Source organism: Natronococcus amylolyticus DSM 10524, from assembly GCF_000337675.1.
GTDB classification, from domain to species: domain Archaea; phylum Halobacteriota; class Halobacteria; order Halobacteriales; family Natrialbaceae; genus Natronococcus; species Natronococcus amylolyticus.
Window position 1 is genome coordinate 15,457 of the sequence record NZ_AOIB01000028.1, and the last position, 26,277, is coordinate 41,733.

Here is a 26,277-nt window from a genome sequence, read left to right on the forward strand (position 1 = left end):
ATGGTTACCTCGTTAGTTGTCTGTATTGTCGGTTGCTGTGCTATTCTGGTAGTGCGCCGAAAGCGACGCATGGATCACGAACATCTGTTTGGCAGCTTCGAACGTCTCCTCATCACTGATAGCTCCAAGGAGGTCGTTTACCGAGGAATTCGGTAAAAACGTACTTCGGGCCGCCACTTCGCCGGTATCATGGCTCTTTTTTACCGCCCCCATGCTTGCTTTCTCGAACGCGGAGAGGAACTGATCGGGCGAATTCGCGTGATGGAACGACTGAAGCACGCTCAGGTCGTCCCGTTCAGCGAACATTTGACCGATCGACCGACCGACGTTCTTGATACTATCCCTCGTGTCGCTGTCGATATTGGTTGCTATATCTGCCATGATGGTCTGGAAGTAGTGTTGATGTCGACCGACTGACATTGCATAAGGTGATTCTGCGTCACCAGCAAGTTGCTTGAGCAGCCCGAATACTCCACGTTCGAGCATTGCCAGGTTGCCATCAAGAACACCCTGTGCCAGGTCGCGTTTCGCGTCCACTGCGATTTCTGTTTCTATGTTCGGATTTCGAAAGCCGATGTACCACGCCAGGACGTCGTTGTATGGCGCGTAGGTTTCTGGTCCTTCAGCTGTATCCCGCGTTTGTTCTCGAAGTCGTTCGTATAGGGCACGCGTCGCTGGTGCCTCACGAAACGCGGTGAGGCTGCGGACAGCACGACCACCTTTGCTTGGTGCGCTACGAACCGATATTGCACCAGTGAGAGAGACGTCTGTACCCTTTTCACTCAGGTCGGCAAATAGAGCTTCCTGATCAGCTACAGGATCTTCTGACAATGCCTCCAAAAGTGCTGCGTAGAACGCCACCGCTTGCACTTCGGAGATAGCCGACCAAACTGAGAACGATCCCAATCGAATAGTGCCATTTGCTGTTGGGGTCGCTAAGTCGTTGAGTCCTACTGTCTGTTCATAGGCTCGGCGAACGGTCTCAATGGCCTCAAAGTCACCTTTGGCAGAGAACACACGATAGGCACCAGAGTCGCCAGTGCTTGCTAATGGTTTTATCGGCATGCAGAGATAGTAGAATCCCGCGAGCAGACATGCAGGGCATCGCCCGCGATAGTAACTTTGCTGACTTGACTTCTGGCCAAGCGGCATCGGCCGGCCAGATTTCGTCGCCATTGGCGTGAAACTCTGACCATACTCAAGGTCGGTATTCTCACCGTCGAGTTTCCATCTCCAATTCGGAAGCGACGACCCACAGGTCATGCAGGTAGTGTCGTCAGCGACAGTCTCGTGGTCGCCAGTGAGTACATCTTCGAAGATGTCAAAGTATATCTCTGCTCGGTCTTTCGCTCGTTCAAAGCCGTCTGCAGTTGGGGCCCCAAGATAGGCTGGATGCAGCGAATATGCGTTTGCCTCATCTCGGTTGATCGTATTGGCGTCGAGACCAAGTTGTTCAACATTGGTATCGCTTAGTTCATCGCCAGGAAAGACCGTCGCATCATCGTCACTCCCAGGGAACGGTTCGGTTGCAGCAGGGATCGTTGGTCCGTTGCCGTTGTCGCCAAGCCAATCGGGATCTACATCGTCAGACTCACCGTTCGAAAGTGTCCCGGTTGAGAGTGCGTTGACGTGGTACGCACGACTGGTACGCCGGTGCGTATTATTGATGACACCGTTCGAGCCAAACAGTTCCGCACGGAGTTTCGGTAGCACCTGCTCAGGTGGCTTAGTGGCAACAACTGCTCGTTTGGTGATTCGTGCAACACCTGCGTTAGCGAGGTTTCGGCCGAGCTCAACCGCGCCCTCGTTGACGAATGGGTCATTACTGTATCTAAACAGTTCCCATTCATTTTCACCAAGGGAGGTCTCCGTACTCATGCAATTTGTTCGTCAGTGGGCACGATCGTACCGAAACCCATTCCGGTCTTCTCGCCGACGCCCTCTTCCTGGATGAATCGACTCGTCCGCTCGTTGCATGTAAGTGTCATCTCACACCGGACGCACGGGATTTTCGCGCTAGGTCCAACCTGCAGAAGTTTCGGGTCAGTCCAATGGAGCTGATCAATAACGAATTCTGGTTCGGCGTCCTCGTGTCGGGCAAGAAGCCGATCACGAACGTTCTGGCAAACACGTGCGTACCACATACCGTCCTCTGGACGGTACCATTCAGGTGGCGAATCATGGCCGCCACTCGGCTCGCTCACTGCGATAGGGCTTACAGTTTTGTAGCGTGTTCGTCCTTCTATAGGCCGAACGTTATCTACTTCGACGCCAGTTACCGGAATGGTTGTATGGCCCAGTGAAAGCTCTTCGTGTGCTTGCGCATAATTCGCGCATGCGGTCAGAAGCTCACTATCGGGCGAGTTTATGATCCAGTAGCCGCCTTCACAGAGAAGACCGTCATCTGTTACGTCGTAGGAGTCGGTCTGGATGAACTCGCTGAAACTGAACGGTGGTGCATGCTTGTCTTGATGCAGTCTTGTTGCATACTCTGGCGCGTACTCGTTAACCGCTTCATAGACGAATGATTGGAACGACAGGTGTGAGTTCCACGGGATATGGAATCGGGGCTGTGTTCCGCTGTCCGCGTAAATGTATAGTCGCATTCCTGTGCTACACACCAATGTCAGCAATACAGTAGTATAAAGCTAGCTTACTCACTTGTAAGATGCCATCTCTTTCGACCTGAAAAAAGGCTTGAGGAGAGGAACAGAAGGATTACCTAGAAAACCAATCTAGTGGTCTGGTTTTGTATCTGAACCTATATTTTAGCTGAGGACTATGATTCCAAGTCATCAGCCCTTCTCTTTTTTTCCGTCCTCGGTCCAATTACGACTGCGGCTCAGAGAACAAGAGAAATGGGATCTCAGTTTCGATCCATCTGCGATCCGATTACGACTCGCGGAGTTGGCCCCGAAGGCTGTTGCCCGAGATAACTTTCAATCCGTCGTCGGTCCGAATACGACTCGAAACCTTCTCTTTCCCACATCTGATTTTCCATCTTTCAATCCGTCGGCGGTCCGATTACGACGAGCGGGCGACCGAACAAGACCTCAAAGAGTTCTACTTTCAATCCGTCGTCGGTCCGATTACGACAGTTTCCAGACTTGCAGTGGAACACGCAGTTTCGCATCTTTCAATCCGTCGTCGGTCCGATTACGACCAACATCCTTCCGGATGCCTTACACCAAAATAAAGGTTCGTGAGATAGTTGGCTCACCCTACTTACGTTTCACCAACCACGCTTTCCACCGATTACTGCCAAACCCAAAAATTCCCAGCAAAGACGCGAACTCGCATTCAACCCCCTCTTTCGCATTCCAATATAAACCCCCTCACACGATACTGCCTATTTTAGTACCCTCTTAGTTGGCATCTTTCTATCGAGCGGTTGGTGCAGTCTCTGGGGGTTGTAATAAACAGAAAATTTTCATGCTATGAACTGGATCCATTACGCACGCTCGACCGATCATTGGCTCATGAGTTGCGAAACAGTCGGCACGCATTTTGAGGGTATAAAACCACGTCTCAGTGAGATTTAGTCAGTATAGTTTACTCGACTGCTCAATCCTAGCCGAGCAAGGGAAGTCCGTACCCGAAGTGACAGATCCGAGTGAACCTGCCGAAAATCAAGCTACACTTGAGACCGACGAAAGCGCAGACCTAGACACGGGCACGCAGCCTCCATCCCCGGACTGAAACAGAGCTGAAATCGAGGCACTCCTACCGGGTCTCAACGTCCCCGCTACTTACTGTCACCCGACGACAATGAACTCCAACGAATCCGCCCGTTCACGTAAGAAGCACTCGACACAGTTCAACAGTAGCGCCGACCGAACCACACTCTCGATGCCGGACACGCCGCCGGATCCCCGACTTGGAGCCAACCGCTTGAGAAACCAACACGAGCCAGAGCCGACGATTGCAGTGTCCATACAGTGCCGCGTATTGTCCGCTCATCGATTTTTCGCGACAACCACGTCCAGATGTCCACAAACTCCACAACCACTGACAGCGACGACGCATAGTCCACGACCGATCTCGAGTCTCTGGTCGAATAACTCAGCGCACTCCGCTCACGAGTCGACGAACTCGAGACCGAAAAGGAAGTACTCGAACGGCAGGTCGAAACGCAGTCCGAGCGCATCGACGAACTCGAGGAGCGAGTCGACAAGAACGACCAGACCCGCAAGGACCTCGCGAAGAACGCGACCCAGGCCAACTCAAAGGCGGAGGAAGCAAAGGAGATCGCCCGCTCTGCCAGCGCCAAAGCCTGCCAAGTTGAAGCGACACTCGAGGAGAGCAAAAGCGATGAGACAACCAACGAGACGGCACAGCTGCCCGGTGACGTCGAGCCTTCGACGAGTCCACTGGACTTCTTCGCGAACTGCCGCCAGCACAAGGTCAAGCAACGCTTTGTCGACGACCGTAGCGAGCAAAACACCTACCGAGCACTACTGGTCACCAAACGCTGGGAGGAGTTCGCAACCAAGCGAACCACTAGTGAGGGTGTGTTCTTCACTCGCGACGACGTACGGGCAGCCCTGACTGCAATCATGGGCGAACAGCCCCATGGAACGACTATTACTCGAGTTTGGGATTCGATGGAGGAGCTTGGTGGAGGTGATCTCGAGGAGCGAACACGACAAGTGAGTCCGAAGCAGCCAGTGAAGGAGATCTTGGTGATGGACCTCGAGATCGCGACTGGATTGCTCGAGGACCGGTACTGTCATCTGGATCTGCTCGAGGAAGGGACAGCGAGTGCTGGCGGTGTCACACCTGTTGTGACCAAGCCAACAGCCGGAACCGCGTGAGAGCGACGAGCTAGACCACTACAAGAGAGGAACGCAGACACAAACGAACCTGGTCGTCGACTCTTGAGTCGACGTCGCTGTCTCTTCTAGTGACAACTATGAAGAGGAACCTCCCGATTCAGAAGTAGTAGCAGTAGAAATAACGCAGACTTAGTGGTTGGGCTTGTGCTGCCCCTCACAACAGGTGTGACTGTGGCCTCATCTATATCGACGGGGTACTCGCTACTGGACTGGCTGACGACTGCGTAGAAGCTGCGAGTGCAACCGGCGTAGTTGTCTTAATGTACGATAAAACTGCTCAAGATTCTCGACGGCAATCACAGGCTCGAGAAGTAGCGCTGTTTCCTGTTAACCAACATGTGGATGGGGAATCACCTTGTGTTGGTTAAGAGCTTTGCCGGTTCGGTCAGTAGATTGCAACCTGGGTGGCAACGCTGTCGAGACCCTCAAGTGTCTGCTTCGGACTCCTCGAGGACGGGCGGAGTACGCTGCCGGTCGTTTTCCCAAGTGAGTCGACGAACATGCGGGCAATCTCGGTCTGCGTCTCGAGGTGGTTGACGGCGTTTCGTGCGAGCAGTGTCTTCCCCTATCATTGGATTCAGAGATCGGAACGTCCGACGCTCGAAGGGGTGTAGTCGTGAATCGCCGGAGTAACTGCTTGGTTTCAGCCTCCCTGTGCAACGGACCTGGCGTCAAAGAAGGATTATCAAAAGTCCAAGTATTAGCAGTCATATCAATCCGATCTGTACGATAGGTTAAAAAGACGGCTTGCAATTCCGAATATAAGTCAGGAGAATAGTTAGATGAAGATACCTGTTATCTAGCCGAGTGATTTACACTTAGGTCCCACTCTATACCGTATTACCGCCTATGGGTGAAGAATCCGTACACCGACTATTCGCAAGAGAAATCAGACGCGGTTAGTTTATACAAGACTAGATGAGTCCCCTTGCGGAGTGCGACACTGTGCTGAGGCGATTACGGATGCGAGATCCATACGAACTGGAGGAGTTCGTTGGTGATCTGTGGAGTGAACGTGGATGCACAGTGAACGTGACGCAAAGGGGAAGGGACCGGGGGATAGACGTTGAAGCAATTCATGATCAGAGTCAGTTGACAGAGTTTATCCAAGTAAAGTGTTACTCAAGTAGTAACAAGGTCGGAAGTCCAGAAGTTCAACAATACGCTTCGCTATATCAGCGTAGGACTGATCCTGTTAAAGTAACGATAGTAACTACCGGCGAATTCACTGGCCCTGCACGTCAAGAAGCTCAAGAGCTCTCCGTCGAGATCTACAACGGATCTCGACTCTATCATCTGGTCAAGTCCTATGGGAATAATGACTTCTACCGCAAGTGGGGACTCTCATCCGCTGCTTCTTCGTCTCGTTCTCCTTTAACCTCGAAAAACATGATATCGTCGAAAAGCAAGGGTTCGTCGGATGGCAGTTCACCGGAATACACGTCATCAACCCCATGGAGGAAGGAATGTCCGTTTTGTTCTCAGTCAGTCCATTACTCCGAAAAAGCCCTTATTCAACATTGGACGTTTTCGTCAATGTGTAACTTTTCAAAAACTAAGCCAAAGGACATTCCCGTTCTCAACAGTAACTGGGACGAAATCATTGAAAAGATAGAAGCAAAGCGTGAACGAAAACGATCTGAACCCGACCCCCACTCGAAGTGCCCTTATTGCAGTGCAAAACTGAAACTGAGGAGTTCATCTGCATACCTTGAACACTGGACTGACGGATCATACGAGGAACGGATCACTTCTCTCCCTGACGAACGTCCCACTGTAGTGCCGGTTGATGTTTGGTGGGAAATAAAGGACGAGTGGCCAGCTTACGAATCTCGGGTAGATGAGTATCCTACCAGTACGAGAACTTCAGTTGTATCTCTTGGAAACAGATCGTTAGAGATGATTTATCGGTTCTTCTTTTAACACATTTCTACAAAGCCGTGCTGCTAACTACTGTTACTCGGCTAGAAACTGCTCCTGCCGTGATTGGTTCTCGTCCAGCAGTGTGGACTGTCTTGATTGTGCAGAATCTCGTCGATGTTCATCGGCAACTCGCCATACTCCTCGCACATGATCCCGCCTGTCGGCTCGCCTTTTGAGGAAGCTGTCCAGTTCGATCGGGGTCTCGCTGTGAACGACCTCGAACTCCGTATCGGTGTCGGGGCGTCGCGCATGTCAGGGCCTCTTGTAGAACGACACCAGGTTTCCGATAACGATCGCCGCCGGCGCCTTGAGTCCAACGTCGCCGACCATGATTAGGAGAGGTGTTGGGCTCTCGACCATGAGAACGAGTACGAGTGTCCGTCAAGCGTGAGCCCGCATGCACTCTGACGTGGCGGGATCACGTATGCACTCAATCACGAGTGGCCAGCAAAAGTCATGAACAGCCGTGCGAACGTTTCTGGAGGAGTGATTGACAAGCACTACGGCCGCCGTGCCAAACGCGGAAAGATTGAGCAACGATGCCAGTATCTCGACGATATCTGATTATCCTCCATACAAATATTCCAACAATGAATTCTGAATCAAATACACTATTTGATAGAGTGAGGGTTGGCTTTCCCCAATTCAAACGCGTCTACCGTCCGTACACCAAGAAAAATCAGATAGAGTAATCCAATGGCTATGAGGGTGAATGCCTCGAAGTAGAACGATCGTAGTCCGATTAATAGTATCGCTATCAGAAGAGGTGTTTCCTCAGTTATTGGGTTCTCTTCGAGGACCACGGGTAATATAAAACCAAATAGGCCAGAGGTCGTGACGAGAGCGGATGCTAACCATTGTGGCCACGATGAATTGACCAAGTTGCTACCGGCGAGACCACCAAGAAGAACAGCCCACAGATAAACGTAAGCAATATACTCAAGTCCTCCAGGTAGACCGTTTCCAATCATCACTGCAAAAAAGAAGATAACGAAGGCGGCACTGTCTAGTTGAGCCAGTTTGAGAAACGAGCAGGTCGTTGAGTGAATTGGTTAGGATGCTCGCAGACCTGCTCAGCGAGAGCTACNGGCACTGTCTAGTTCTGCACCTCCTCGATCGGCGTCTTTCCGTCGAGAGCTTGGTGCGGTCTCTGGCGGTTGTAGTAGTGCATGAATTGTTCAAACCATTCGCGTGCACTCGCCCGACTGCCCACCCACGAGTTATGGAAGCGGTCGATGCGCACTTTGAGGGTGTGAAACCACTTTTCGATGAGGTTTCGCTCGGTATAGTTGACCCGACCGCTTAACCCTAATCGAGCAAGGGCAGTCCGATAGCCGAATTGATCGACGAGAAATACGGTGTCGGAGAGATCGTATTTCTCGTTAAGTCGATGCAGAAACGCAGCTGCCGGATCGGTNCGATAGCCGAATTGATCGACGAGAAATACGGNTGTCGGAGAGATCGTATTTCTCGTTAAGTCGATGCAGAAACGCAGCTGCCGGATCGGTGCCATGCCGACCAAACAACGCGACATCGAGAATCAGCTTCGTTTCGGTGTCTATTGCAGCGTACAGCCAAGACCACTCGCCATTGATCTTGACAGCGGTCTCGTCAATCGCGACCCGCTTCGGCTGCGCCTCAGGCGGGTCGCACCCGCTGTCAGCCAGCCGATGTACCCAGTTCCAGACCGCTCCGTGAGAGCGTTCAACGCCTAATTCAGCGAGAATCGTTGTTGTCTCCCGAAGTGAACAACCGGTCTGATGAAGGCGGACGGCGAACGCCCTGACGGGCGTCGCCGTCCGCTCGTTCTCCCAAGATTCTTCTAAATCCGCGTCGTAGCTCTCGCTGAGCAGGTCTGCGAGCATCCTAACCAATTCACTCAACGACCTGCTCGTTTCTCAAACTGGCTCAACTAGACAGTGCCNGTAGCTCTCGCTGAGCAGGTCTGCGAGCATCCTAACCAATTCACTCAACGACCTGCTCGTTTCTCAAACTGGCTCAACTAGACAGTGCCAATCGGAAAAATCCCTACGAGTCTCGCAAGTCTAACCAACAGGGCCCTACTTGACCATCTCGATGTTGGTTAACCAAGAATCGTTCAGATATTGGTAGCGAACCTACATCACACCCCAGATTTCCGTCGTTTCGAACCAACCCCATGTTTCCGACGTAATTTTCAACCCCCCTCGTTTCCGTCGTTTCCGTCGTCTTCTCATACCCCACCCCAGATTTCCGTCGTCCACTCACCCATCAGGAGGGGATTTACTCACGCATCCAGCCCTGCATGCGACTGTCCTCGAGGATCGTTTCGCGGGCGATCTGGGGATCTTCGATGAGACGGTTTTGGAGATGAATCCCGCCCGCACTTCCCTTGTTGATCTTTTCAATTTCGACAACACCGAGGAACGGTTGTTCTTTCAGGATGACCCGGAACCGTCGCACGGACAGGATGTCGATATTTCGGTGATATCTGATCCGTTTGGCTGTTGGTCCACAGACATCCGATCGCACGGTGCTTCTATGCTGGCCAACTCTATGAGAGGTTGGTCGCTTGGAACAGTTGGTCTGCCACCTCCTATTAGTGCGTGCTAACTGGGTGTGATCCTCCCCTATTAGCAGGAGGCACAGGGCTATGTATCACTGGGGAGAAAGAGACAGTATGGGTGAGCGAACTTGTGATAGTTCCGAAGAAGTCGTCGAGACGCTTGCCCCAGAGCGTGTGCTCGCCGTGATACACGAGAGTGACGCACCTATCGTCACCACTCGTGACGTCGCCGACGCACTCGACTGTACCCCAGAGCGCGTCACGAAGAAGCTGAAGGGGCTACACGAGCAAGGGTGTGTCGAACGCCGAAAGGTAGGCAATCAAGCCGCCGAATGATGGCTCACAAACCCCGAGCAATCACCTGACAACACAGGTGAGCACGCCTCTGACGATTCCTTCTTCGCGGGAAAGCCAATCGACGCTGAAGGAAAGCCAATCGACGTTGCAGAACCGATGAACTACTCCGTGATACGATCGCACTCAACGAGTAAAACGCGACCCCAGCAGGTTTTCTGCGGCTCGTTCCAGTGACCGACGGCGACGAGCGCGTGTCGCTATCCGTAGAGTGGGTCATCTGCGAACTCATCTGAATCTAATTCCGCCACTCTTGGGCATCCCTGCCCAACTCAGAGCCGTTCGTTGTACCAGCTCAGCCGCTCACCGATTATTAGTCCCCCTACCGGAAACTGGACTGAGACAGCCGTCTCTTCGAGCAACGGCAGCAACTCCTCGTAATATGCACGCCTAGCGTGGAACACGAGCGCATCCCCGCCACGAGCAATCCAGCCGACTGCAATTGCTCGAACACTGTTTCCGACCACTCTCGCTTTGTCGTAACCCGTCCACCCGTCAAGGTCTCATCGTACGGCTCGATAGACGGTCCGTCAGGCTCGAGCAAATGGTGCTTAGCCGAGAGGACGAACCAGTCGTCATGATTCTGCTCACAGTACTGCCGAGCTTTGCTGAACAGCGGTGATGGAGCATACAACTCGGCAGGTGGCGCAGGCTGCTCGATCTTGGTCTTTGTACAGCTCACGAGTCCGATCTCAGTCACAATCAACCATTCTGAGGCTCCACTAATGAGCCTACTTCTCTCTGAGATCCTTATTTAGGCCTTATTCTGTACCAATAGAATAACAACACCATAAATAACGAAATCTTCACTGCCCGGCTTACAGAGACTATCATATCATGCCAACTCCACTCTTCTCGACATACACATATGGCGAAAACCGAGTTACGTCGACACTCATGGCCACTACAGCATCTGCTCTCAAGGAGTAGTCCAGAGAACCCAAAACGCACCGTCAACACTCAGTTAGTACGGCTGGTCACCAGCAGGCGGTCGGAAGACCTCGCTTTCGGGATCATCCTCAGCCAGTATTCATTCGCCTTCAGCAACAAGCTGCTCAAACTCATCTCGCTCGTAGTCGTAGATCTGTCCAGGAGAGGGACCAACGAGACGGACTGAGTTGTCCCCAGCATTGAGCTCGTAGAACAACGGCTCATTTTCAGACTGTGGACCAAGGGCACCCTCCCAGTTCTCGATATCGGCGGTTGAATTCATATCAGACATAGAGTACTCTACAGACTCTTCTGTGAAACCTTTTGTGTCCTTCTCAAGGCTCGAGATTCCGGTCCGTAGCCATCCATGACAGCTGCGTTCGAAGAAACTCGAGAATGGGACAGCAGCCGGGACAGAACTGCCGCTCTCGCCAGTTGGGGGAATACCATCCCGTACTTACAATAGACTTGTTCTGCTGTTCGACTAGCGACTGTCTTGCTGTCTCATTTTACCGCTTTGGAAAACTCTGCAGCTATGCATTACACAAGCAACATACACTGCCGCCTGAGCGACCACATAAATATAGAAGTTTACAATTGGGGCAAGTCTGTGGTGGCCTACAGTATACGAACTCACTTTCAGGCTTCACTTGACTCAGCTCAACCCCGATTCAATGTCGTCAAACTCATCACTCAACCAATTCAGTGCTGCAACGATCACGCTGCCCTCGAGTGTTGGTTAGATTCAAGTGTATCGACAAATGGAGTACACTCACCAGGTCGTCGTACACGACGAGACCGTGTTTCGATCGACGGTGTCCAAATCAACCAGATTGAGTGCCCCTTTTCGCTTGTCAAACATAGCTACGGAAATTTCGCGGCCTGTCCAAACACGGCTTTGAACAGGCTGCTCACACATTTGGACTCATCTGCTCATTGAATTTCGCCGGAGCATCCCTCCTCAGCGTCATTGACCGCCTTGCCATGGAGGCATTCCACAGCCCTACATAAGAGCGACGGAAGCTCGAGAATAATGACGAAGCCTGGAACGTGATCTACCTCGGACAGTTCGAGTATGTCAATTGGTTCAAAGAGCGGCTTCCAGATACGAACGAAAATTGCCGAAAATCGATCCAGTCTAACCTTGAGCATCACGACGAGTACACTTGAACTGACGATTTTGATCTGATCATTTCATATGCAGAAATCACGCGTGTTTGAAGTCGCTAAACTACTGGTAGTTTCCTCGGCAGAAACTCTTATCAGTGGAAAGTACGCCAACTGACGTATCTGGAGTTAGCATTTGCCTTATCAGATGCTATATGGATGAAGAAACCACAAGTTATGGATTCGAAAAATGTCTTTGAAGTCTTTCACTATCTGCGATATGCAGTTGACCGAACATATATGTATTTACCGAGTGAGTTCGTTCCATGGCGGATAAAACTCGGAACATACGGGGGGAGCTATCGTACCGGGAGATATTCCACGCTGTCAACGACGCGATCCTTGTTCACGACGCAAAGACGGGTACGATCCTTGACGCAAACCCAGCGGCTGAGCAGCTTTACGGCTACTCGAGAGCAGAGCTTCTGGAGATGGATATTGGGGAATTCAGCACTAATCAACCGGCGTACTCTCAGACAAGAGCTATCGAGCAGATTGACCGAGCCGTTCAGGAGGGCAACAACCGCTTCGAGTGGATGATCGAACGAAAGGATGGCACTGAGCGGACCGTTGACGTCAAACTCACTCGTGAAACTGTTCAGGAGGGGAACCTATTGCTTGCTGTTGTCCGGGACGTAACCGAAAGACGGGAAGCCGAACGGACTACTCGCCAGCTACGTGAGGCGGTTGAGAGTTCGATGGACGGGGTCGCAGTGCTGGACAATGTGGGTGAGTATGTCTATGTTAATGGAGCACACGCCGAGATGTACGGCTTTGACGACCCCGACAAGTTGATCGGCAAAAGTTGGCGGGCTATGTACACAGACGAAGAGATTGATCGGCTTGAACGCGAGGCGATGTCAACTATCGCTGCTGAAGGCGAGTGGCGCGGGGAGGCTACCGGACACCGGGTCGACGGTGAACACTTCCCACAGGAGGTCTCACTGACAGCACTCGACTCCGGCGGACTGATCTGTGTCGTCCGTGACGTCACGGAGCGAACGGAGATGACCGAACGGGTGCGAAAGACTAGGAGGGAACTCCAGGCGGTTCTCGATAATACCCCCGCAGCTGTCTACAAGAAAGATTCGGAGGGACGGTATCAGTACGTCAACGGGTACTACGAGCGGCTATTCGATCGACCGGCTTCGGAGCTGATCGGCCGACTCCCCGTCGAAATCCATGGAGAGGAGATGGCGGAGATGATCACAGCCCACGATCAATACGTGATCGAGAACGGCAAGGCGACGACTACCGAGGAGACGATCGAGATTGACGGTTCCCACCGAAGCTTTCTCACCTCGCGGATCCCACTATTCGACGACGGTGAACTCGATTTCCTCTACGGTATCGCTGTCGATATCACCGAACTGAAGGCTCGCGAACGGACGCTTCATGCGCTCAACGAGACGGCCACGGCGCTGGTCGGCGCACGTAACCGAGCGGAGGTCGCACAACTCGCCGTTGATACCGCAGAGGACGCCTTTTCGCTCCCGTTGGCGGGGGTGTGGGAATACGACGCCGAGGCAGAGGCACTCGTCCCGGTCGCTGAAACCGATCATTCGAGAGATATCGTTGGTGAGGCTCCGACATTCGAAGAGGGTACGAGCCTCGCATGGGAGGCCTTCAAGACCAGCCAGCCGCGATTTGTCGAAGATGTCTCTGGCGAATCCGATATGTTCAATCCTGAGACCTCAATCCGGAGCGAAATGGTGCTGCCGCTCGGTGAATATGGAGTGTTACTGTGTGCGAGTACCAACGCCCAGACGTTCGACGATTACGAACGAGAGTTCGGCGCGACCCTCGCGGCGACCGTCCAGACAGCGCTAACACGCATTGAACGCGAACGCGAACTCCGTCGACGCGAGCAGGTGTTACATTCGTTGACCGAGGTCGCGACGTCACTGATTGACGCGGAGACTGATGAAGAGACTGCAGAAATTGCGGTCGAGACCGCACAGGACGTCCTTAACCTGCCGCTCGCAGGTATTTGGCGCCACGAGTCCGACGAAGACGTACTCGCTCCGTTCGTCACAAGCTCGGGAGCGGAAGAAATCTTTGACAAACTCCCCACCTTCAAGGAAGGCCGGGGGCTGTCCTGGCGTGTGTTTACTTCGGGTCGGCCGGAGGTCTTTCGCGACGTAACTGACGAGGATGAGGTGTACGACCCCGAGACACCGCTTCGGAGTGAGATACTGCTGCCACTCGGCGAGCACGGAGTGTTCCTCTGTGGGACAGTCGAGCGGCGACGGTTCGACGAGTACGCCCTTGAGTTCGCGTCGATTCTCTCGACGATGACCGAAAGCGCTCTGACCAGTGCCGATCGTGAACGCGAACTCAGAGAGCAACGCGAATTTACCGATCAACTCATTAGCACGCTTCCGGACCTGTTCTACGTCTTCGATACAACGAGTGGAACGTTTGTCCGATGGAACGACCGCCTGACCGAACTGACGGGCTACTCCGATACCGAGGTTGAGACTACGAGTGTGACCGAGTTCGTCGCTGAGGCTGACGAAGCAACCCTCCTCGACGGATTGGAGAGCATTCTCAACGGAGAACCGACTACCATCGCTATCCACATCGTGGCGAGCGATGGTCGAGAGGTTCCTCACGAACTGACTGGCGCACCCGTACGGGATCCCGATGGGGAGATTATTGGAGTGTGCGGGATCGGCCGCGACATCAGTGACCGCCTCGCCTACGAACGTGAACTCGAGCGGAAGAACGCTCGTCTCGAGGAGTTCGCAAGCGTTGTTGCACACGACATCCGGAACCCGCTGACAGTCGCGACGGGCTACCTCGAACTGGCCCAGGAGGTCGGAGACGGAAGATATCTTGAGGAGGTCGAACGCGGGCTCGCCCGGACGGCCGAAATCACCGAGAACCTACTCACGCTTGCCCGTGCGGGCGAGGGAATCGGCGAGCGCGAGTCGATCGAGCTAGAGTCGCTCGCACGGAAGGCCTGGGAGAACGTTCGGACGTCGCGGGCACGGCTGTTAATCGAAGATGAGGTTGAGGTCGAAGGCGACCGCCTCCGGCTGACACAGCTCTTTGAGAACCTCTTTCGGAACGCAATCGAGCATGCTGGTGAGGACGTTACCATTTGCTTTGGTGCCCTCACGGAGGGATTCTACGTTGAGGATAATGGGTCGGGCATCCCCGAAGAACATCGGGCGGAGCTGTTTGTCACTCGCGAGTCCGATGGCAAGAACGCGCGGTTCGGGCTCGCAATCGTCAGCGATATCGTTGAGGCACATGGGTGGGAAATAGCTGTAACCAATGGGGATAACGGCGGTGCGCGATTCGAGATCGAGACACAGAGTCAGGTACAGCTTGAGACGGACCCGATCGAATCGGGTAGACAGCGATGACGGGACCGTCGGACGCAGACGATCCCCGTATTGACACCCTCCACGGGGTAGCGCTCGACCTGGCTCGCTGCCAGAGTGAGACCGCTGTCTACGACGCGGCGATCGCCGGAAGCCACGAGCTGTTCGATGTCAAGCAGGTGGTGGTCATGCTCCGCCGAGACGATAGGTGGGTATCGATCACCCACCCCGACAGGACAACAGGCACCCCCCCGCTACCGATCACGGGAACGATGGTGGAGACGACGATCGAACGAGAGGAAACGGTCACTGTTGAGGCAATTGGGGAGGTAGCCGGCGAACACCACCCCTTCGCCGACGGGACGGCGCTGTGTGTCCCATTTGGGGACAAAGGCATCCTCCAGCTTATCGGAAGAGACGTGTTCGACGACGAGGCGGTCCAATATGTGGAGCTGCTCTCGTTTCTTGCGAGCGCACGGCTGGCCCAACTCTCTCTCTCCGACGAGGTCGACGTGATTGGCGACCGGTTCGACGCGCTCACATCGTTTCACCGTGACGCACTCGAACGTGCCTCTCACGAACTCAGGACGCCGCTTACCTCTATTATTGGCTATATGGAGCTGGTCTTGGAAGAGGACGTTGGCACGCTGGGCGAGGACCAGGAGGAGCTGCTCAAATTCGTTTATCGGAAGGCAACCGAACTCGAAGCCGCGGTTGAGACCCTGACAACAACATTCGACGACGCCCTAGACGTCGCCCTCGAGGACGCCGCTAATTCAACTCGATTGGGAGCACTCGTCGGCTCGGGATCGATCTTGCTCATCGAGTCCAAAAGCGACGTCACGCCGTTGCTCGCCGACCGCCTCCGGGCGACCGGCTACCGCGTTCGGATCGCAGAGAGCGCGGCTGAGGCGGAGGTGGCCATCACCGAGGAACCGCCGGCGGTGCTCGTCATGGATTGGTTCGTTGGGGACGAAAATGGGCTCGCACTCGCACGACGGTTGAATGAGCGGTGTAACGAGGAACTTCCGGTTGCCCTCCTCTCGATTGTCGCCGACGAGTCGAACGGAGAGTCACAATTAGGGGTCTCTGCGGTTACCGACGGTGATTTCGATACAGCTATGACGGTCGGTAAACATTTCATCGATATGGAACGATGTGACGACGTCGACCTCCTCGTCGTCGGATCTGTTGAGAGCCATGGCAATGAGGACCGGTCATCGGCTGTTGACGTGACGCAGGTCGTAGGTCGGGAGGCCGCAATCGAGGCCCACTGCGAGCGCGGGTACGACTTCGCAATCGTCGCCGCGACAGGGGACGCACGGACCGACTGCAAGACAGTTGCCGCCCTTCGCGAGCGGCGCTGCGGCCGACGGATGCCAGTCGTTCTTGTAGATCCCGACGCTGGTGGAACGTGGTACACGGTCGGGGGCAGATTGTTCGTCCAGCGGCCGCTCAATGTCACCGACCTAACGGCAGCCCTGATCAGTGCATGTCCGGGCCCACACGACCTGCGGTCACCTGATCAACAGACTGGGGGTTTGACATGAACCGGACCGCAGTACTCGCGGAGGACGACGAAGATATCAGACAGCTACTTTCGTTCAAACTTGATCGAGGCGGCTTCAACGTTGAGGGATTTGTGGACGGCCAGGCCTGTCTCGACCACCTCCACGAGCGAGAGGACCTCCCCGACGTGGTTGTCCTCGACGTGATGATGCCGCGGATGGATGGGTTCCAAGTCCTTGAGCGAATCCGAGACGATGACGCGCTCGCGGACGTTCCGGTTCTGATGCTTACGGCCCGCTCACGCGAGGAGGATGTTGTTGAGGGCTTCGAACGGGGTGCGACCGACTACGTCACGAAGCCATTCAGTCCTAACGAGGTCATCGCACGCATTGAGCGGCTCATCGGCTAATGATGGCGTTCTCAACGCTCGTCATCTGGGCGGCAATCGCGCTTGCCGCCGTCGTCTCACTCATAGGACTCGCAACACTCGTGATTTCGGCGTACCGGTATCGCAATGAGAAGCGCCGACGGGAGCTTAGACCGGAGATGACAAACGAGCTGTTTTCGCGGCTCAACGATGACGATCCCGACTGGGAGACGTGGGTTACCGGGCTTTCCAGCGTCGAACAAGACGCTGCGCGGTCGGCGACCGAACGACTGCTTCGCCAGCTCCGTGGTGCGGAACGGCGCGAACTCGGCCGGCTTGCGGCCGCACTCGGGATCGATCGCGAACGCATCGGTCGAGATGTAGAGTCTGGCGAGCTCTACCGTACGCTTCGTGCGCTGACCTGGCTCGCGCTTGTCGAGTACCCCTCGGTCGTCAACCGGGCGATCCAACACTGTACCGGGGACAGGGCTGTCCGTACGGCGCTTGCTCGGGTACTGTACGAGAACAACGATCCACGTGCGAGCCGGGAAGGAATCGACTTACTCCTCGACGAGGGAGTTGAGCCGCTCTCGGTCTTCGGCCTCGATACACTGTATCGGATCGTTCGTCAGGACCCGACATACCTTCTCAACCTCGCGGAAGAGCGCCATGAGAAGTGGGACGACCGAATGCTCCTGCAGGTACTCCTCGTGATCCGTCACGGCCGCTCCGGTGTCGGGCCAGCCTCAATCGAGTGGGTGACAGACTGTGTCGATCGCGATCCCGAAGTTCTTGCCGAAGCACTCTTGTTGCTCGCCGAGTATGGCTGGAGTCCGCAGATTCGTGAAGTGATCGACCTCACTGAGTTTACCCGTCATCCTGATCCAGAGGTCAGACGAGCTGCCTACATTGCGTTTGGTGAATGGGGCAAGATCGACGGACTAATCGATCCGCTGTCTGAGGAGACAGACGATCTCGCTCGGCTCGTAGGGATTCGTGTCCTCGAAGCCAATGGTTGTACGGAACTCGATCATACCTCAGAGGCGTTTGACCGTACCCGACGATGGATCGTCGCAGAACGCCGTGCCGCCCGGGGGCTTACGTGATCCAGGCCCTCGAGTCGATCGGCGTCACAGCCCTGCTTGGGTTCAGCGTTATCGTCCTCGCGTACTTTGTCGTCGCCAACGCGGTCTACACTGTTGTCCACCTTTTCGCACTCGTCGAGCTGCGTCGGCTGTTAAGTGAGCGGACGTTCCGATCCGTCTACCAGCGTTTCGGCTCACCGTTTTTGCCCGGCGTTGCGATCATTGTTCCTGCATATAACGAGGCCCCGACAATCGTTTCGAGCGTTCGGTCGTTTCTCGATCTCGTCTATCCCGATTACGAGGTGATCGTAATTAACGACGGGTCGAGCGATTCCACCCTCGAAAAGCTCGTAGAAGAATTCGACCTGGAAGCTGTGCCGGCCGATCCACCGTGGGAACTCCCGTGCGAACCGGTCCATGCTGTCTACCGGGCACGCCAGAACGAGAAACTCACGGTGATCGACAAGGAGAACGGCGGAAAGGCCGATGCGCTCAACGCGGGAGTCTACTTCACGGAAAAACAATTGTTCTGTGCGGTCGATGCCGACTCCATTATCGAACGCGAAGCGCTGTTGTCGGTCGCTCAGCCCTTTCTGGAGGACCCAGAACGGACAGTCGCGACCGGCGGAGTCGTCCGGGTCGCAAACGGCTGTACGATCAGTCGCGGGATCGTCAAGGACGTCCGACTCTCACGAAAACCGCTCGTCGGCCTACAGACCATGGAGTACATGCGTGCATTTCTCTCCGGACGAATCGGCCTCTCAAGCCTTCGGAGCCTGCTGATCATCTCGGGAGCATTCGGGTTGTTCGATACCCGACTCGTCCGAGAAGTTGGCGGCTACCGATCGGAGACGATTACCGAGGACATGGAGCTAGTCGTCCGGCTTCATCGGCACCTGAACGAACAGGGCAAAGAGTACCGCGTCGAGTTCGTTCCCGAGCCAGTCATCTGGACCGAAGTTCCCGCGGACAGGACTGTTCTGAGCCGACAGCGCCGACGCTGGCACCGCGGACTGTTTCAGACGCTCACTGAACATAGGGATATGATCGGCAATCCCCGATACGGCGTCACCGGGATATTTGCGCTTCCATTTTTCGTCTTCGTTGAGGCACTCGGACCACTCATCGAGGGAGCGGGATATGTCATTGTTCCGCTCTCGTTTCTCCTCGGGATCGTCGACGGGTGGTTCTTCATCGCTTTTCTCCTCCTCGCAATCGCGCTTGGAACGTTTCTTTCCTGGTTGTCTGTGTTGAGCGAGGTCGTGAGCTTCAGACGATACGAACGACCCCAAGACATTGCATTACTTCTCGTCTACGGCATCGGTGAAAACCTCGTCTACCGGCAGTGGCGGACGATCGTCCTCTGGCGCGGGTTCATTGAGTTCCTCCGCGGTGTCGAGTCGTGGGGGTCGATGGAGCGAGCAGGCTTCGGCGATGACGAAGCGTAGCGACAAATGAGTGCTAATTGTACCAGCGCCTCGGCGTTACGGTTAACTACTTTCAGAACATGTATAATTCGATGAATAGCGAAACCGAATATTCTCAATCAACTGACTACAACTCGTTCAGAGGGCCGGTGGACAGAGTCCGGCGGTACTTACTGAAGGGCCTCCTTGCTGGCGGTCTCGGCCTCTTGGTACTCGGTTCGGTGGGTACCAGCAAGGTACGTGCGTCGTCGGTTTTCGACGATCGAGCTGTTTACATCTGGGAGTTTGCTTCGGTCCTGACGATCGATGCCGACGCTCGCAGGCGGTTCTTCGAGCGAACTGATCGCCTTGGTATCGAAACGGTCTATCTCTCATGGGGGGCACTACGAACTGTATCTGAGAACGATCGGCGGGATCTCATCACAGCGATGCACGGAGCCGGTTTGGAGGTACACGCATTAACAGGAACGTACGGACCAGAGGGAATCAATGATGCCCGTCGAGTCGTTTCCATGGTCGTTGAGCACAACGCTCAGAGCAAGGATACGGATCGGTTCGACGGGATCCATTTGAACGTCGAGTTTGCTTCGGATGGACTGAGTGACTCGCTCGAGGCATATGAGCGATTCCTTGACGAGGTCCCGGAGATCGGAGATGGAAAGACGGTCTCCTCACAAGGACTTACGGTCTCAGCAACAGTCGCTTGGTGGTGGTCACTTCCCGAACACACGCCATCGCTCGCACGGGCGATCGCTGCCCATCCATCGCTCGACTACAGCGTGATCATGGCCTACTGGGACACCCCCGAAGAGGTCCGCGATCGTTTGGCAACCGTCGTTTCTGATCTTGATGCACCGTATGTACTTGCGATCGAGACCCAGAAGTTTCCTGGCACGACCGCGAACAACCGTGTCACGACATATGAGGAAGGCTGGTCACGAGTCAAAGAGATTGAATCCGCGATTGCGACGGATCCACCCGGAGAGGGCTACCTCGGGATCGCACTTCACCATTATATGAACGGGCTGACAGCATGGGATGCGCTGTGGGACGCGCGTCTCCAGAGCTCGATGGTACGTCCTGGCGACCGGGTGAAGATTGACACGATCGTTGTCTTCGACGACACGTTCCCCACTTCATCGCACGAGAGTGAACTCACGATTGCGTTCGACGGTCCACAACGATACACCGTGAATCGAGCAGTGACCCCACCGTCAAGCACGCTTACTGATATTTCGGTTGAGTGGCGGGTTCCCAGGAATGCCCCAGCTGGGGAGTACGCAGCGACGGTTACACTCTCTGATACAACGTTTGAGGACGAGTCGCGTGAAAAGAGCGCGATCCGATCGACGCCGGTCGTGCTTGCTAAACGCGACCTCGGGATACTCTCTGTTACAAACCCCAGGCGAGGGAGACCGAATTAGAGATAACGAGCGCGTTTGTACGATGCTTGCAGCGACGGACGATTAGATGAACTGAGTGAATTCTGCGATTCCGAATAACAGGTAGCAATGGGCGAGTGTTGACGCGATGGCACAGACGTACCGATATGGATCCAAAATTTCCACTGATACCAGTCCCATCGTGCATCATGCTCGTTAAGCCGGACGTGAGCCTCCATCGAGTGATGAAGTGAACGATGCAAACGTACTGAGACCGGAATCCACGGTCGACGACAAGCGTGATCGTCGAGGGGGCGATGAGCGGCGATCTCTTTAAGTGACGGGCACTCAACCCCGACTGCGGCGTTCGAGAACCTGAGGTTGATCACCGTCCGTCCTATCCTGGAGGTACTCATCTACAACCTATGCCGTGGTACATGCCGTAGACGTTGATATCGACGATCGTCCCCGACGTTTTCTGAGATGTCGTCGAAGTTCGCCATGAACGAGACGCCTGCGTTGTTGACGAGGTCGTCGAGCCTGTCGCCCGATCTCTGTATTAGGTCACTCGTCCTGTCGGTACTCATCAAGATACTCGGTATGGCTAGTGACTTCATTGCTGACTGTGAATATCCACGGGCACTTAGCTCGAGACTTGTCATAGGGGGCGTCGCTCATGTGCAATCAACTGACCGAACTTGAGCGCTTGAAGACCGCGCCTTAACCAACAGAGGATGAGATTCCCCTTAGAAGTTGGTTAACAGGGAAGCAGTGTTGCCCCCGTTTTCACTACCCATAGACGAGTCCCTACAGCTCGAGATGCGTAGCGTGCTCAGAGCGGAAGTCGTCTCGAGAGATTCCTCTGCTCAAATCACAAAACGACAGGGGTGGGGGAACGGTAGGTGGGGATGCTGGTGCAACGACTCATCAGCGAAGGAAGGGGGAGGCCATCCCTTCAGCTGACTGGTAACTGGAGATTGCACCTACGCCCTTGCGGGCACTCGATATCATGGCCTGCAGAAATATTGAACGACTAGATTGTGGAACCAAATTAGCGAATGTTAACGCGAATTAGTGGACCGTCATCGCTATCCAGACGCTACCGAACTAACAGGCAATACGGTCCAAATCACTAGTCGTCGTTCGCTGAACGATTCCTTTCGTTGTCGGTGAACAACCCGAGGAACCAGTTAGTCTCACACCCAGCTATAATAATAGCCATTCGTCTTTAGCTAAGCCTTAGCCCTCGGTTGTATAGCGGTAGCGAGCGTCTCCTGTAACACCGGTCGTTGCTGGTGAATCTTCTGTGCGTCTTCGTTCAACCGTTCCAACAGCGGTGGCGGCGAGTAGCTGAGGTATTCTCCGAGTTCGTGGAGGATGAGCTGGGCGTGCGACCGGAAGGTCGCCGCCCAGCGTTCCGGCGGAAACACGAGGTCATCATCCGCTTGCTCAGTCACTAGATCGAGCAGATCACGACTTACCAGCAGTGAGAGCAACGCTGCATACAGCAAAATTTCAACGACGTGCTTCTTGCTCGTGTCGAATTCGTCCAGTTCGTACTGCGTCTTCAGCTTACGGAACAGCAGCTCTACTTCCCACCGACAGCAATATAGCGTCGCTAGATCCGACGGCAGGAACTCGTCTTCCGGCAGATTCGTGATGTATAGGTGATAGTGGTAGCGTCACCGAAAACGTCGTCCGACAGGCCGACGTCCCGGTGTTTTGTGTCCCAGTCAGCGCCGATCCACCGTGATCGCATCCACGAGACCGGTCCCGTGAATCATCCGGAGCCCGGACTCACACGCCGATTACAGGTTGAACAGGTGCAATGCCACGGCCTTCAGGCCGTGGGTACGCGCCGTCCGCCCGCTACTACGCATCCTCGAGGTCGGCCACGGTAAGCAGCGTTTCAACCGCAACGTCCGGCGAAACCGAGATCGAGTCGATTGTCGGCCTCGAGCAGGAACTCGACGTACTCCGGGATCGTCGACGGTGCGTCGCCGCAGATACCGACTCATCGGTCTCGTCGAACAGCGGCGCGAGCTGGTCCGAGTTCCGGTCGACGCCCAGCGTCAGCTGGGTGAGCTCGTTCGACCGATCGAGAACCCGTCGAACAGCTCCGAGAACCGATCCGCGAGGACGATGTTCGAGGGGATTCCGACATTCACGTGCACGTCCATCCCGTCGCTCGAGACCATCTCTGCATCAACGTGGTCGACGCTCTCTGACGGGAAGCCGTCGGAGACGGACCCGATCATTCCGGAGGATACCGCTCAGTACACACTTCGAACCGTGCGCCACCGTCGACGCTCTCGGTCACGGTAACGGTCCAGTCGTGGGCTTCGGCGATCCCCTTGGCAATAGCGAGGCCAAAACCGGTTCCGTCACTGGTTGTCGAGAAACCCTGCTCGAATATCGCGTCCCGTCTCGCAGGAGGGATGCCAGGCCCGTCGTCCGAGACATAGAACCCCTCTCTACCGTCCAGGAGACCGACTCTGAGCGTTACGTCGTCACCGCCGTGCCTGAGCGCGTTCGAAAGGAGATTTTCGAGCAACTGGCGCAACCGGGCCTCGTCTGCCTCGATTCGGTAGTCGTCGAGAATAACGTCGATAGTGGCGGCCCCACCTGGAATCGTCTCCCAGACGGACTCGATCAGGGCGTCGAGTGCGACCGTCCGGGTCTCGTCGACCTGCTGGCCGTCGCGTGCGAGCGTCAGCAGATCGTCGATGAGAGCGTGCATTCGTCCGTGTGCTGCCTCGATGCGATCGAAGTCTTCCGGCGAACCACTCTCCCGTCCGAGTTCGAGCGCGGCCTGCGCAACTGTGAGCGGATTGCGAAGATCGTGACTCACGGCAGTGGTGAACTCCTCGAGGCGCTCGTTGGTCCGCTGGAGCGTGCGCTCGCGTTCCTTGCGCTCGGTAATATCCTGAAACGCTCCACGGGCGCCGATCCGTTCGCCGTCGTCGCCGTACCACGGTGTTCCCATCGTTCGGACCCAGCGTTGCTCGCCACCGTTCGTGATGATCCGCAACTCCATATCGTACCCCTCACCCGCCGTCTCCAGTCGCTCGAATGCGTCCGTAATCGTTTCCCTATCGTGAGGATGATAGAAGCCGATTCCGTCTTCGACCGTCGGCTGGTACTCCGAAGGCATCTCGTGGATGCGATAGACTTCGTCCGTCCATCGCATCGACTCCGTTCGGAAGTCGACTTCCCACCCCCCAACCGCTGCGACCGACTGGATGTGTTTGAGAAACTCCCGTTTCTGCTCGAGTTCCTGGGCTCGTCGTTTGTGGTCCGTAATGTCTCGCCCCTCGGCCACGAGCAGGACGACGTCGCCCCGTTCATCCGTAATCGGTCGGAGCGAGAAGTCGATGATTACGGTCCCGTCGGCGCCCTGGACTTCTGCGTCGTACCGAACGAACTCACCGTCGGCCGCCGTCTCGATCGCAGCTTTCAGGGTCTCTTGGGTCTCTGTAGTTGTCTGCCACCACTCCGCTTCCCAGACCGGACTACCAATCACGGCCTCACGTTCGAACCCGCCAAATTCCAGCGCGGAGTCGTTTGCCTCCAGTAGTGTTCCGTCGGGATCGACCAACCCCGTAAACTGATATGTCTGGTTGAAGGTAGCGTGGTACTGCCGCTCCCGCTCTTTGCGTTCGGTGACATTACGTGTCGAACCAACGATTTTTTCGATGTTGCCGTCTACGACCACCGGTGCGATTCGGGTCTCCCAGTAGGTCTGCTCGTCCGGGACCGAGAGAACTTCCTCGTAGTGAAGTGGCTCACGTCGGTCGACGCACTCACGGTAGTTTTCGAGGATGGCAGACCCTTGCTCGTCGCCGAAGACGTCCCGTAGCCGCTGCCCGCTGAGTTCCTCGTTCGATAAGCCAGTGTGGGCTTCGTAGACGGGGTTCACTCGTTCGAGTCGGAACTCGTCGTCTTCACAGACCTCGACGAAGAAAAGAGCATCCTGTGTGTTCTCGAAGACGGTCTCCGCGAGTTGGGCTGTTGCTTCCCGAACCTTTCGGTCGGTGGTCTCACGAGCAATGACCGATAGACCGCCCTCGTCGGCGTAGATATTTGCCTCGAACCACGTGTCTGAGGACTCGCGGAGCTGCGTTTCGACCGACCGTGAGTCGTGTGTTTCCATAGCCGCACGACAGTGTAGCTCGAAGGACGATTCACGGAGCACTGGGACGGCATCCCAGAGAACATCACCGTCGACGTCTACTGCCTGGACACCCGTCCACGCTTCCATCCGTTCGTTCCAGTACGTGATCCGCCACTCGGAGTCCACGACGAAGTAGGCGTCTGAGATACGTCCGGCTAATCGCTCGTACTCGGATCGTGCGTCAGTCATCGATGGGGTGGGTATGCGGTCGAGATGAGTTCGTACGGGGCGAGCGTGTTTGGCCGGCAAGATGGGTGTCCTCGAGGGACACTAGGTGGCCTTCTTGGACCGGGTATCCGAAGGAGTCAGTCCCCGGTAGCGGCCTTGCGGATTCGTTCAACGAGGACGTCGAACTGCTCGGACGTCGGTTCTTTCTGGACGTAGTCGGTGACACCACTCGCAATAGCCTCGCTCGCGACCCGTTCACTTCCTTTGGCAGTAAAGACGATAAACGGGAGGGGCGTGTCCTTCTCGCGGACCGCTTTGAGAAAGTCGAGGCCGCTAATGGCCGGCATCTGATAGTCACTGACGACACAGTCAAACGACGTTTCTTCGAGGGTTGACACCGCCTCGAGCGTGCTCGCTGCGGTCGTGACAACTATATCGTCGTTCTCGCGTTCGATGTAGGCCCCGATGGTTTCGGGGAGTCCCGGCTCGTCATCGACGAGCAGGACCTCGATTTCCTCGTCCGGTCGGTCGTGCGTTTCGAGCGCGCTCTCGTACCGGAGCTGTTGACGGACTGCGAGATCGAGCCACTCGCCGATATCGTCGTGGAGGTTCGGTGACCTGACTACGCCCTCACTCAGGTCGTACGTGAGGAGCCCCGTTTCTTCGAGCAGTGGGAGATGACTGTGGAGCAGCGATGTACGAACCTGCGTTCGGTCGACTTCTTCGGACTCCTCCGAGCGTACTGCTTCGAGCACGTCAAGTAGTTCCTCGAGCGTTGCAATTCCGTGCTGGCGGAGATGGAACAGCACCGTTCGTCGGCTGGGATCGGAGAGAACGTGGAACAAGTCGTCGCTCGGGAACATCGCGTGGTCGTGATCGTCTGAACCGGGGCCTTCTTCGCTCATACGCGGTAGAGAGTTCCACTCAAACATAAGCATTATTTGGTATTCGAGACTATTACTACCAAGCATGACCGTCTGAGTGCGTGGAAACTCCTCTCGTCTGCTCAATTTTCAGGGGTCCAGACTCTGTGGACGACGACGACGAGAACGTAGTCATCACGACTGTAAACGAGGTTC

The 26,277-nt window shown here is 55.3% G+C and carries 17 protein-coding genes and 5 pseudogenes; 10 read left to right on the top strand and 12 right to left on the bottom strand.

What is annotated here, in order from left to right; genetic code table 11:
- Positions 1-12: 12 nt before the first annotated feature.
- Positions 13-1,878, bottom strand: a complete 1,866-nt coding sequence (locus tag C491_RS22500) for a hypothetical protein (RefSeq protein ID WP_152421325.1) — start codon at positions 1,876-1,878, stop codon at positions 13-15.
- Entirely contained in the window at positions 1,875-2,606 is a 732-nt protein-coding gene (gene cas6 / locus C491_RS24225; protein WP_083909323.1) for a CRISPR-associated endoribonuclease Cas6, read from the bottom strand. Before cas6 ends, C491_RS22500 begins: the two co-directional genes overlap by 4 nt.
- Before the next feature lie 1,998 nt (positions 2,607-4,604).
- Here cas6 and C491_RS23685 point away from each other — a divergent pair.
- Both C491_RS23685 and C491_RS21630 read left to right on the top strand, forming a co-directional pair.
- Positions 4,605-4,814, top strand: a complete 210-nt coding sequence (locus tag C491_RS23685) for a hypothetical protein (protein ID WP_005557136.1) — start codon at positions 4,605-4,607, stop codon at positions 4,812-4,814.
- Positions 4,815-5,798: 984 nt separating this feature from the next.
- On the top strand, positions 5,799-6,758 hold the full coding sequence (locus C491_RS21630; RefSeq protein ID WP_160167156.1) for a restriction endonuclease: 960 nt from the start codon (positions 5,799-5,801) through the stop codon (positions 6,756-6,758).
- 1,096 nt (positions 6,759-7,854) lie between these two features.
- Here the strand turns inward: C491_RS21630 and C491_RS13300 are convergent.
- Together C491_RS13300 and C491_RS13305 are read right to left on the bottom strand one after the other, a co-directional pair.
- Positions 7,855-8,623, bottom strand: a pseudogene (locus tag C491_RS13300) (IS6 family transposase).
- 397 nt (positions 8,624-9,020) lie between these two features.
- A pseudogene (locus tag C491_RS13305) lies at positions 9,021-9,224 on the bottom strand (cell division control protein Cdc6); the annotation flags it as partial.
- A gap of 193 nt (positions 9,225-9,417) precedes the next feature.
- Here C491_RS13305 and C491_RS21635 point away from each other — a divergent pair.
- A complete protein-coding gene (locus C491_RS21635) occupies positions 9,418-9,639 on the top strand; it encodes a MarR family transcriptional regulator (protein ID WP_160167157.1) in 222 nt (73 codons plus the stop codon).
- Positions 9,640-9,929: 290 nt separating this feature from the next.
- Here C491_RS21635 and C491_RS24135 read toward each other — a convergent pair whose 3' ends face one another.
- The 3 genes from C491_RS24135 to C491_RS22510 all read right to left on the bottom strand — a co-directional run bounded on the left by C491_RS24135 (position 9,930) and on the right by C491_RS22510 (position 10,879).
- Positions 9,930-10,019 (bottom strand): hypothetical protein, encoded by a 90-nt coding sequence (locus tag C491_RS24135; protein ID WP_338042746.1) that lies wholly within the window; start codon positions 10,017-10,019, stop codon positions 9,930-9,932.
- Positions 9,980-10,357 carry a DUF6884 domain-containing protein gene (locus tag C491_RS24140; RefSeq protein ID WP_338042747.1) on the bottom strand — a complete coding sequence of 126 codons (378 nt, stop codon included), beginning with the start codon at positions 10,355-10,357 and terminating at the stop codon, positions 9,980-9,982. Before C491_RS24140 ends, C491_RS24135 begins: the two co-directional genes overlap by 40 nt.
- Before the next feature lie 330 nt (positions 10,358-10,687).
- Positions 10,688-10,879, bottom strand: a complete 192-nt coding sequence (locus C491_RS22510; RefSeq protein ID WP_152421326.1) for a hypothetical protein — start codon at positions 10,877-10,879, stop codon at positions 10,688-10,690.
- Positions 10,880-11,330: 451 nt separating this feature from the next.
- Here C491_RS22510 and C491_RS23690 point away from each other — a divergent pair.
- The 7 genes and pseudogenes from C491_RS23690 to C491_RS13340 all read left to right on the top strand — a co-directional run.
- A pseudogene (locus C491_RS23690) lies at positions 11,331-11,598 on the top strand (IS1595 family transposase); the annotation flags it as partial.
- Between the two features lie 422 nt (positions 11,599-12,020).
- Positions 12,021-15,128, top strand: a complete 3,108-nt coding sequence (locus C491_RS13315) for a PAS domain S-box protein (RefSeq protein ID WP_005557142.1) — start codon at positions 12,021-12,023, stop codon at positions 15,126-15,128.
- On the top strand, positions 15,125-16,636 hold the full coding sequence (locus C491_RS13320; protein ID WP_005557143.1) for a histidine kinase dimerization/phospho-acceptor domain-containing protein: 1,512 nt from the start codon (positions 15,125-15,127) through the stop codon (positions 16,634-16,636). The genes C491_RS13315 and C491_RS13320 overlap by 4 nt, the downstream gene beginning before the upstream one ends.
- Complete coding sequence (locus tag C491_RS13325; RefSeq protein ID WP_005557144.1) at positions 16,633-17,004, top strand: response regulator transcription factor; 372 nt, start codon at positions 16,633-16,635, stop codon at positions 17,002-17,004. Before C491_RS13320 ends, C491_RS13325 begins: the two co-directional genes overlap by 4 nt.
- Positions 17,004-18,068 carry a hypothetical protein gene (locus tag C491_RS13330; protein WP_005557145.1) on the top strand — a complete coding sequence of 355 codons (1,065 nt, stop codon included), beginning with the start codon at positions 17,004-17,006 and terminating at the stop codon, positions 18,066-18,068. The genes C491_RS13325 and C491_RS13330 overlap by 1 nt, the downstream gene beginning before the upstream one ends.
- Positions 18,065-19,495 carry a glycosyltransferase family 2 protein gene (locus C491_RS13335; RefSeq protein WP_005557146.1) on the top strand — a complete coding sequence of 477 codons (1,431 nt, stop codon included), beginning with the start codon at positions 18,065-18,067 and terminating at the stop codon, positions 19,493-19,495. The genes C491_RS13330 and C491_RS13335 overlap by 4 nt, the downstream gene beginning before the upstream one ends.
- Positions 19,496-19,566: 71 nt before the next feature.
- Positions 19,567-20,898: a hypothetical protein gene (locus tag C491_RS13340; protein ID WP_152421327.1), complete on the top strand. Its 1,332-nt coding sequence runs from the start codon at positions 19,567-19,569 to the stop codon at positions 20,896-20,898.
- A gap of 388 nt (positions 20,899-21,286) precedes the next feature.
- Here the strand turns inward: C491_RS13340 and C491_RS23695 are convergent.
- The 5 genes and pseudogenes from C491_RS23695 to C491_RS13365 form a co-directional block, all read right to left on the bottom strand.
- Positions 21,287-21,395: pseudogene (locus C491_RS23695) on the bottom strand (3-oxoacyl-ACP reductase); the annotation flags it as partial.
- Positions 21,396-22,088: 693 nt separating this feature from the next.
- Positions 22,089-22,529: pseudogene (locus C491_RS13350) on the bottom strand (transposase); the annotation flags it as partial.
- A 399-nt stretch (positions 22,530-22,928) separates the two neighbouring features.
- A complete protein-coding gene (locus C491_RS23700) occupies positions 22,929-23,114 on the bottom strand; it encodes a hypothetical protein (RefSeq protein ID WP_005557150.1) in 186 nt (61 codons plus the stop codon).
- Complete coding sequence (locus tag C491_RS13360) at positions 23,111-25,219, bottom strand: PAS domain-containing protein (protein ID WP_005557152.1); 2,109 nt, start codon at positions 25,217-25,219, stop codon at positions 23,111-23,113. The genes C491_RS23700 and C491_RS13360 overlap by 4 nt, the downstream gene beginning before the upstream one ends.
- 116 nt (positions 25,220-25,335) lie before the next feature.
- Entirely contained in the window at positions 25,336-26,103 is a 768-nt protein-coding gene (locus C491_RS13365) for a response regulator (RefSeq protein WP_005557154.1), read from the bottom strand.
- Positions 26,104-26,277 lie beyond the last annotated feature (174 nt).

Excerpts from the sequence above, each read along its gene's own strand:
- C491_RS13330 (WP_005557145.1), top strand. The coding sequence starts at position 17,004 with ATGATGGCGTTCTCAACGCTCGTCATCTGGGCGGCAATCGCGCTTGCC.
- C491_RS13325 (WP_005557144.1), top strand. The coding sequence starts at position 16,633 with ATGAACCGGACCGCAGTACTCGCGGAGGACGACGAAGATATCAGACAG.
- C491_RS22510 (WP_152421326.1), bottom strand. The coding sequence starts at position 10,879 with ATGTCTGATATGAATTCAACCGCCGATATCGAGAACTGGGAGGGTGCC.
- C491_RS23700 (WP_005557150.1), bottom strand. The coding sequence starts at position 23,114 with ATGATCGGGTCCGTCTCCGACGGCTTCCCGTCAGAGAGCGTCGACCAC.
- C491_RS22500 (WP_152421325.1), bottom strand. The coding sequence starts at position 1,878 with ATGAGTACGGAGACCTCCCTTGGTGAAAATGAATGGGAACTGTTTAGA.
- C491_RS13360 (WP_005557152.1), bottom strand. The coding sequence starts at position 25,219 with ATGACTGACGCACGATCCGAGTACGAGCGATTAGCCGGACGTATCTCA.
- cas6 (WP_083909323.1), bottom strand. The coding sequence starts at position 2,606 with ATGCGACTATACATTTACGCGGACAGCGGAACACAGCCCCGATTCCAT.
- C491_RS21630 (WP_160167156.1), top strand. The coding sequence starts at position 5,799 with ATGCGAGATCCATACGAACTGGAGGAGTTCGTTGGTGATCTGTGGAGT.
- C491_RS13365 (WP_005557154.1), bottom strand. The coding sequence starts at position 26,103 with ATGAGCGAAGAAGGCCCCGGTTCAGACGATCACGACCACGCGATGTTC.
- C491_RS13315 (WP_005557142.1), top strand. The coding sequence starts at position 12,021 with ATGGCGGATAAAACTCGGAACATACGGGGGGAGCTATCGTACCGGGAG.
- C491_RS13340 (WP_152421327.1), top strand. The coding sequence starts at position 19,567 with ATGAATAGCGAAACCGAATATTCTCAATCAACTGACTACAACTCGTTC.
- C491_RS23685 (WP_005557136.1), top strand. The coding sequence starts at position 4,605 with ATGGAGGAGCTTGGTGGAGGTGATCTCGAGGAGCGAACACGACAAGTG.
- C491_RS21635 (WP_160167157.1), top strand. The coding sequence starts at position 9,418 with ATGGGTGAGCGAACTTGTGATAGTTCCGAAGAAGTCGTCGAGACGCTT.
- C491_RS13320 (WP_005557143.1), top strand. The coding sequence starts at position 15,125 with ATGACGGGACCGTCGGACGCAGACGATCCCCGTATTGACACCCTCCAC.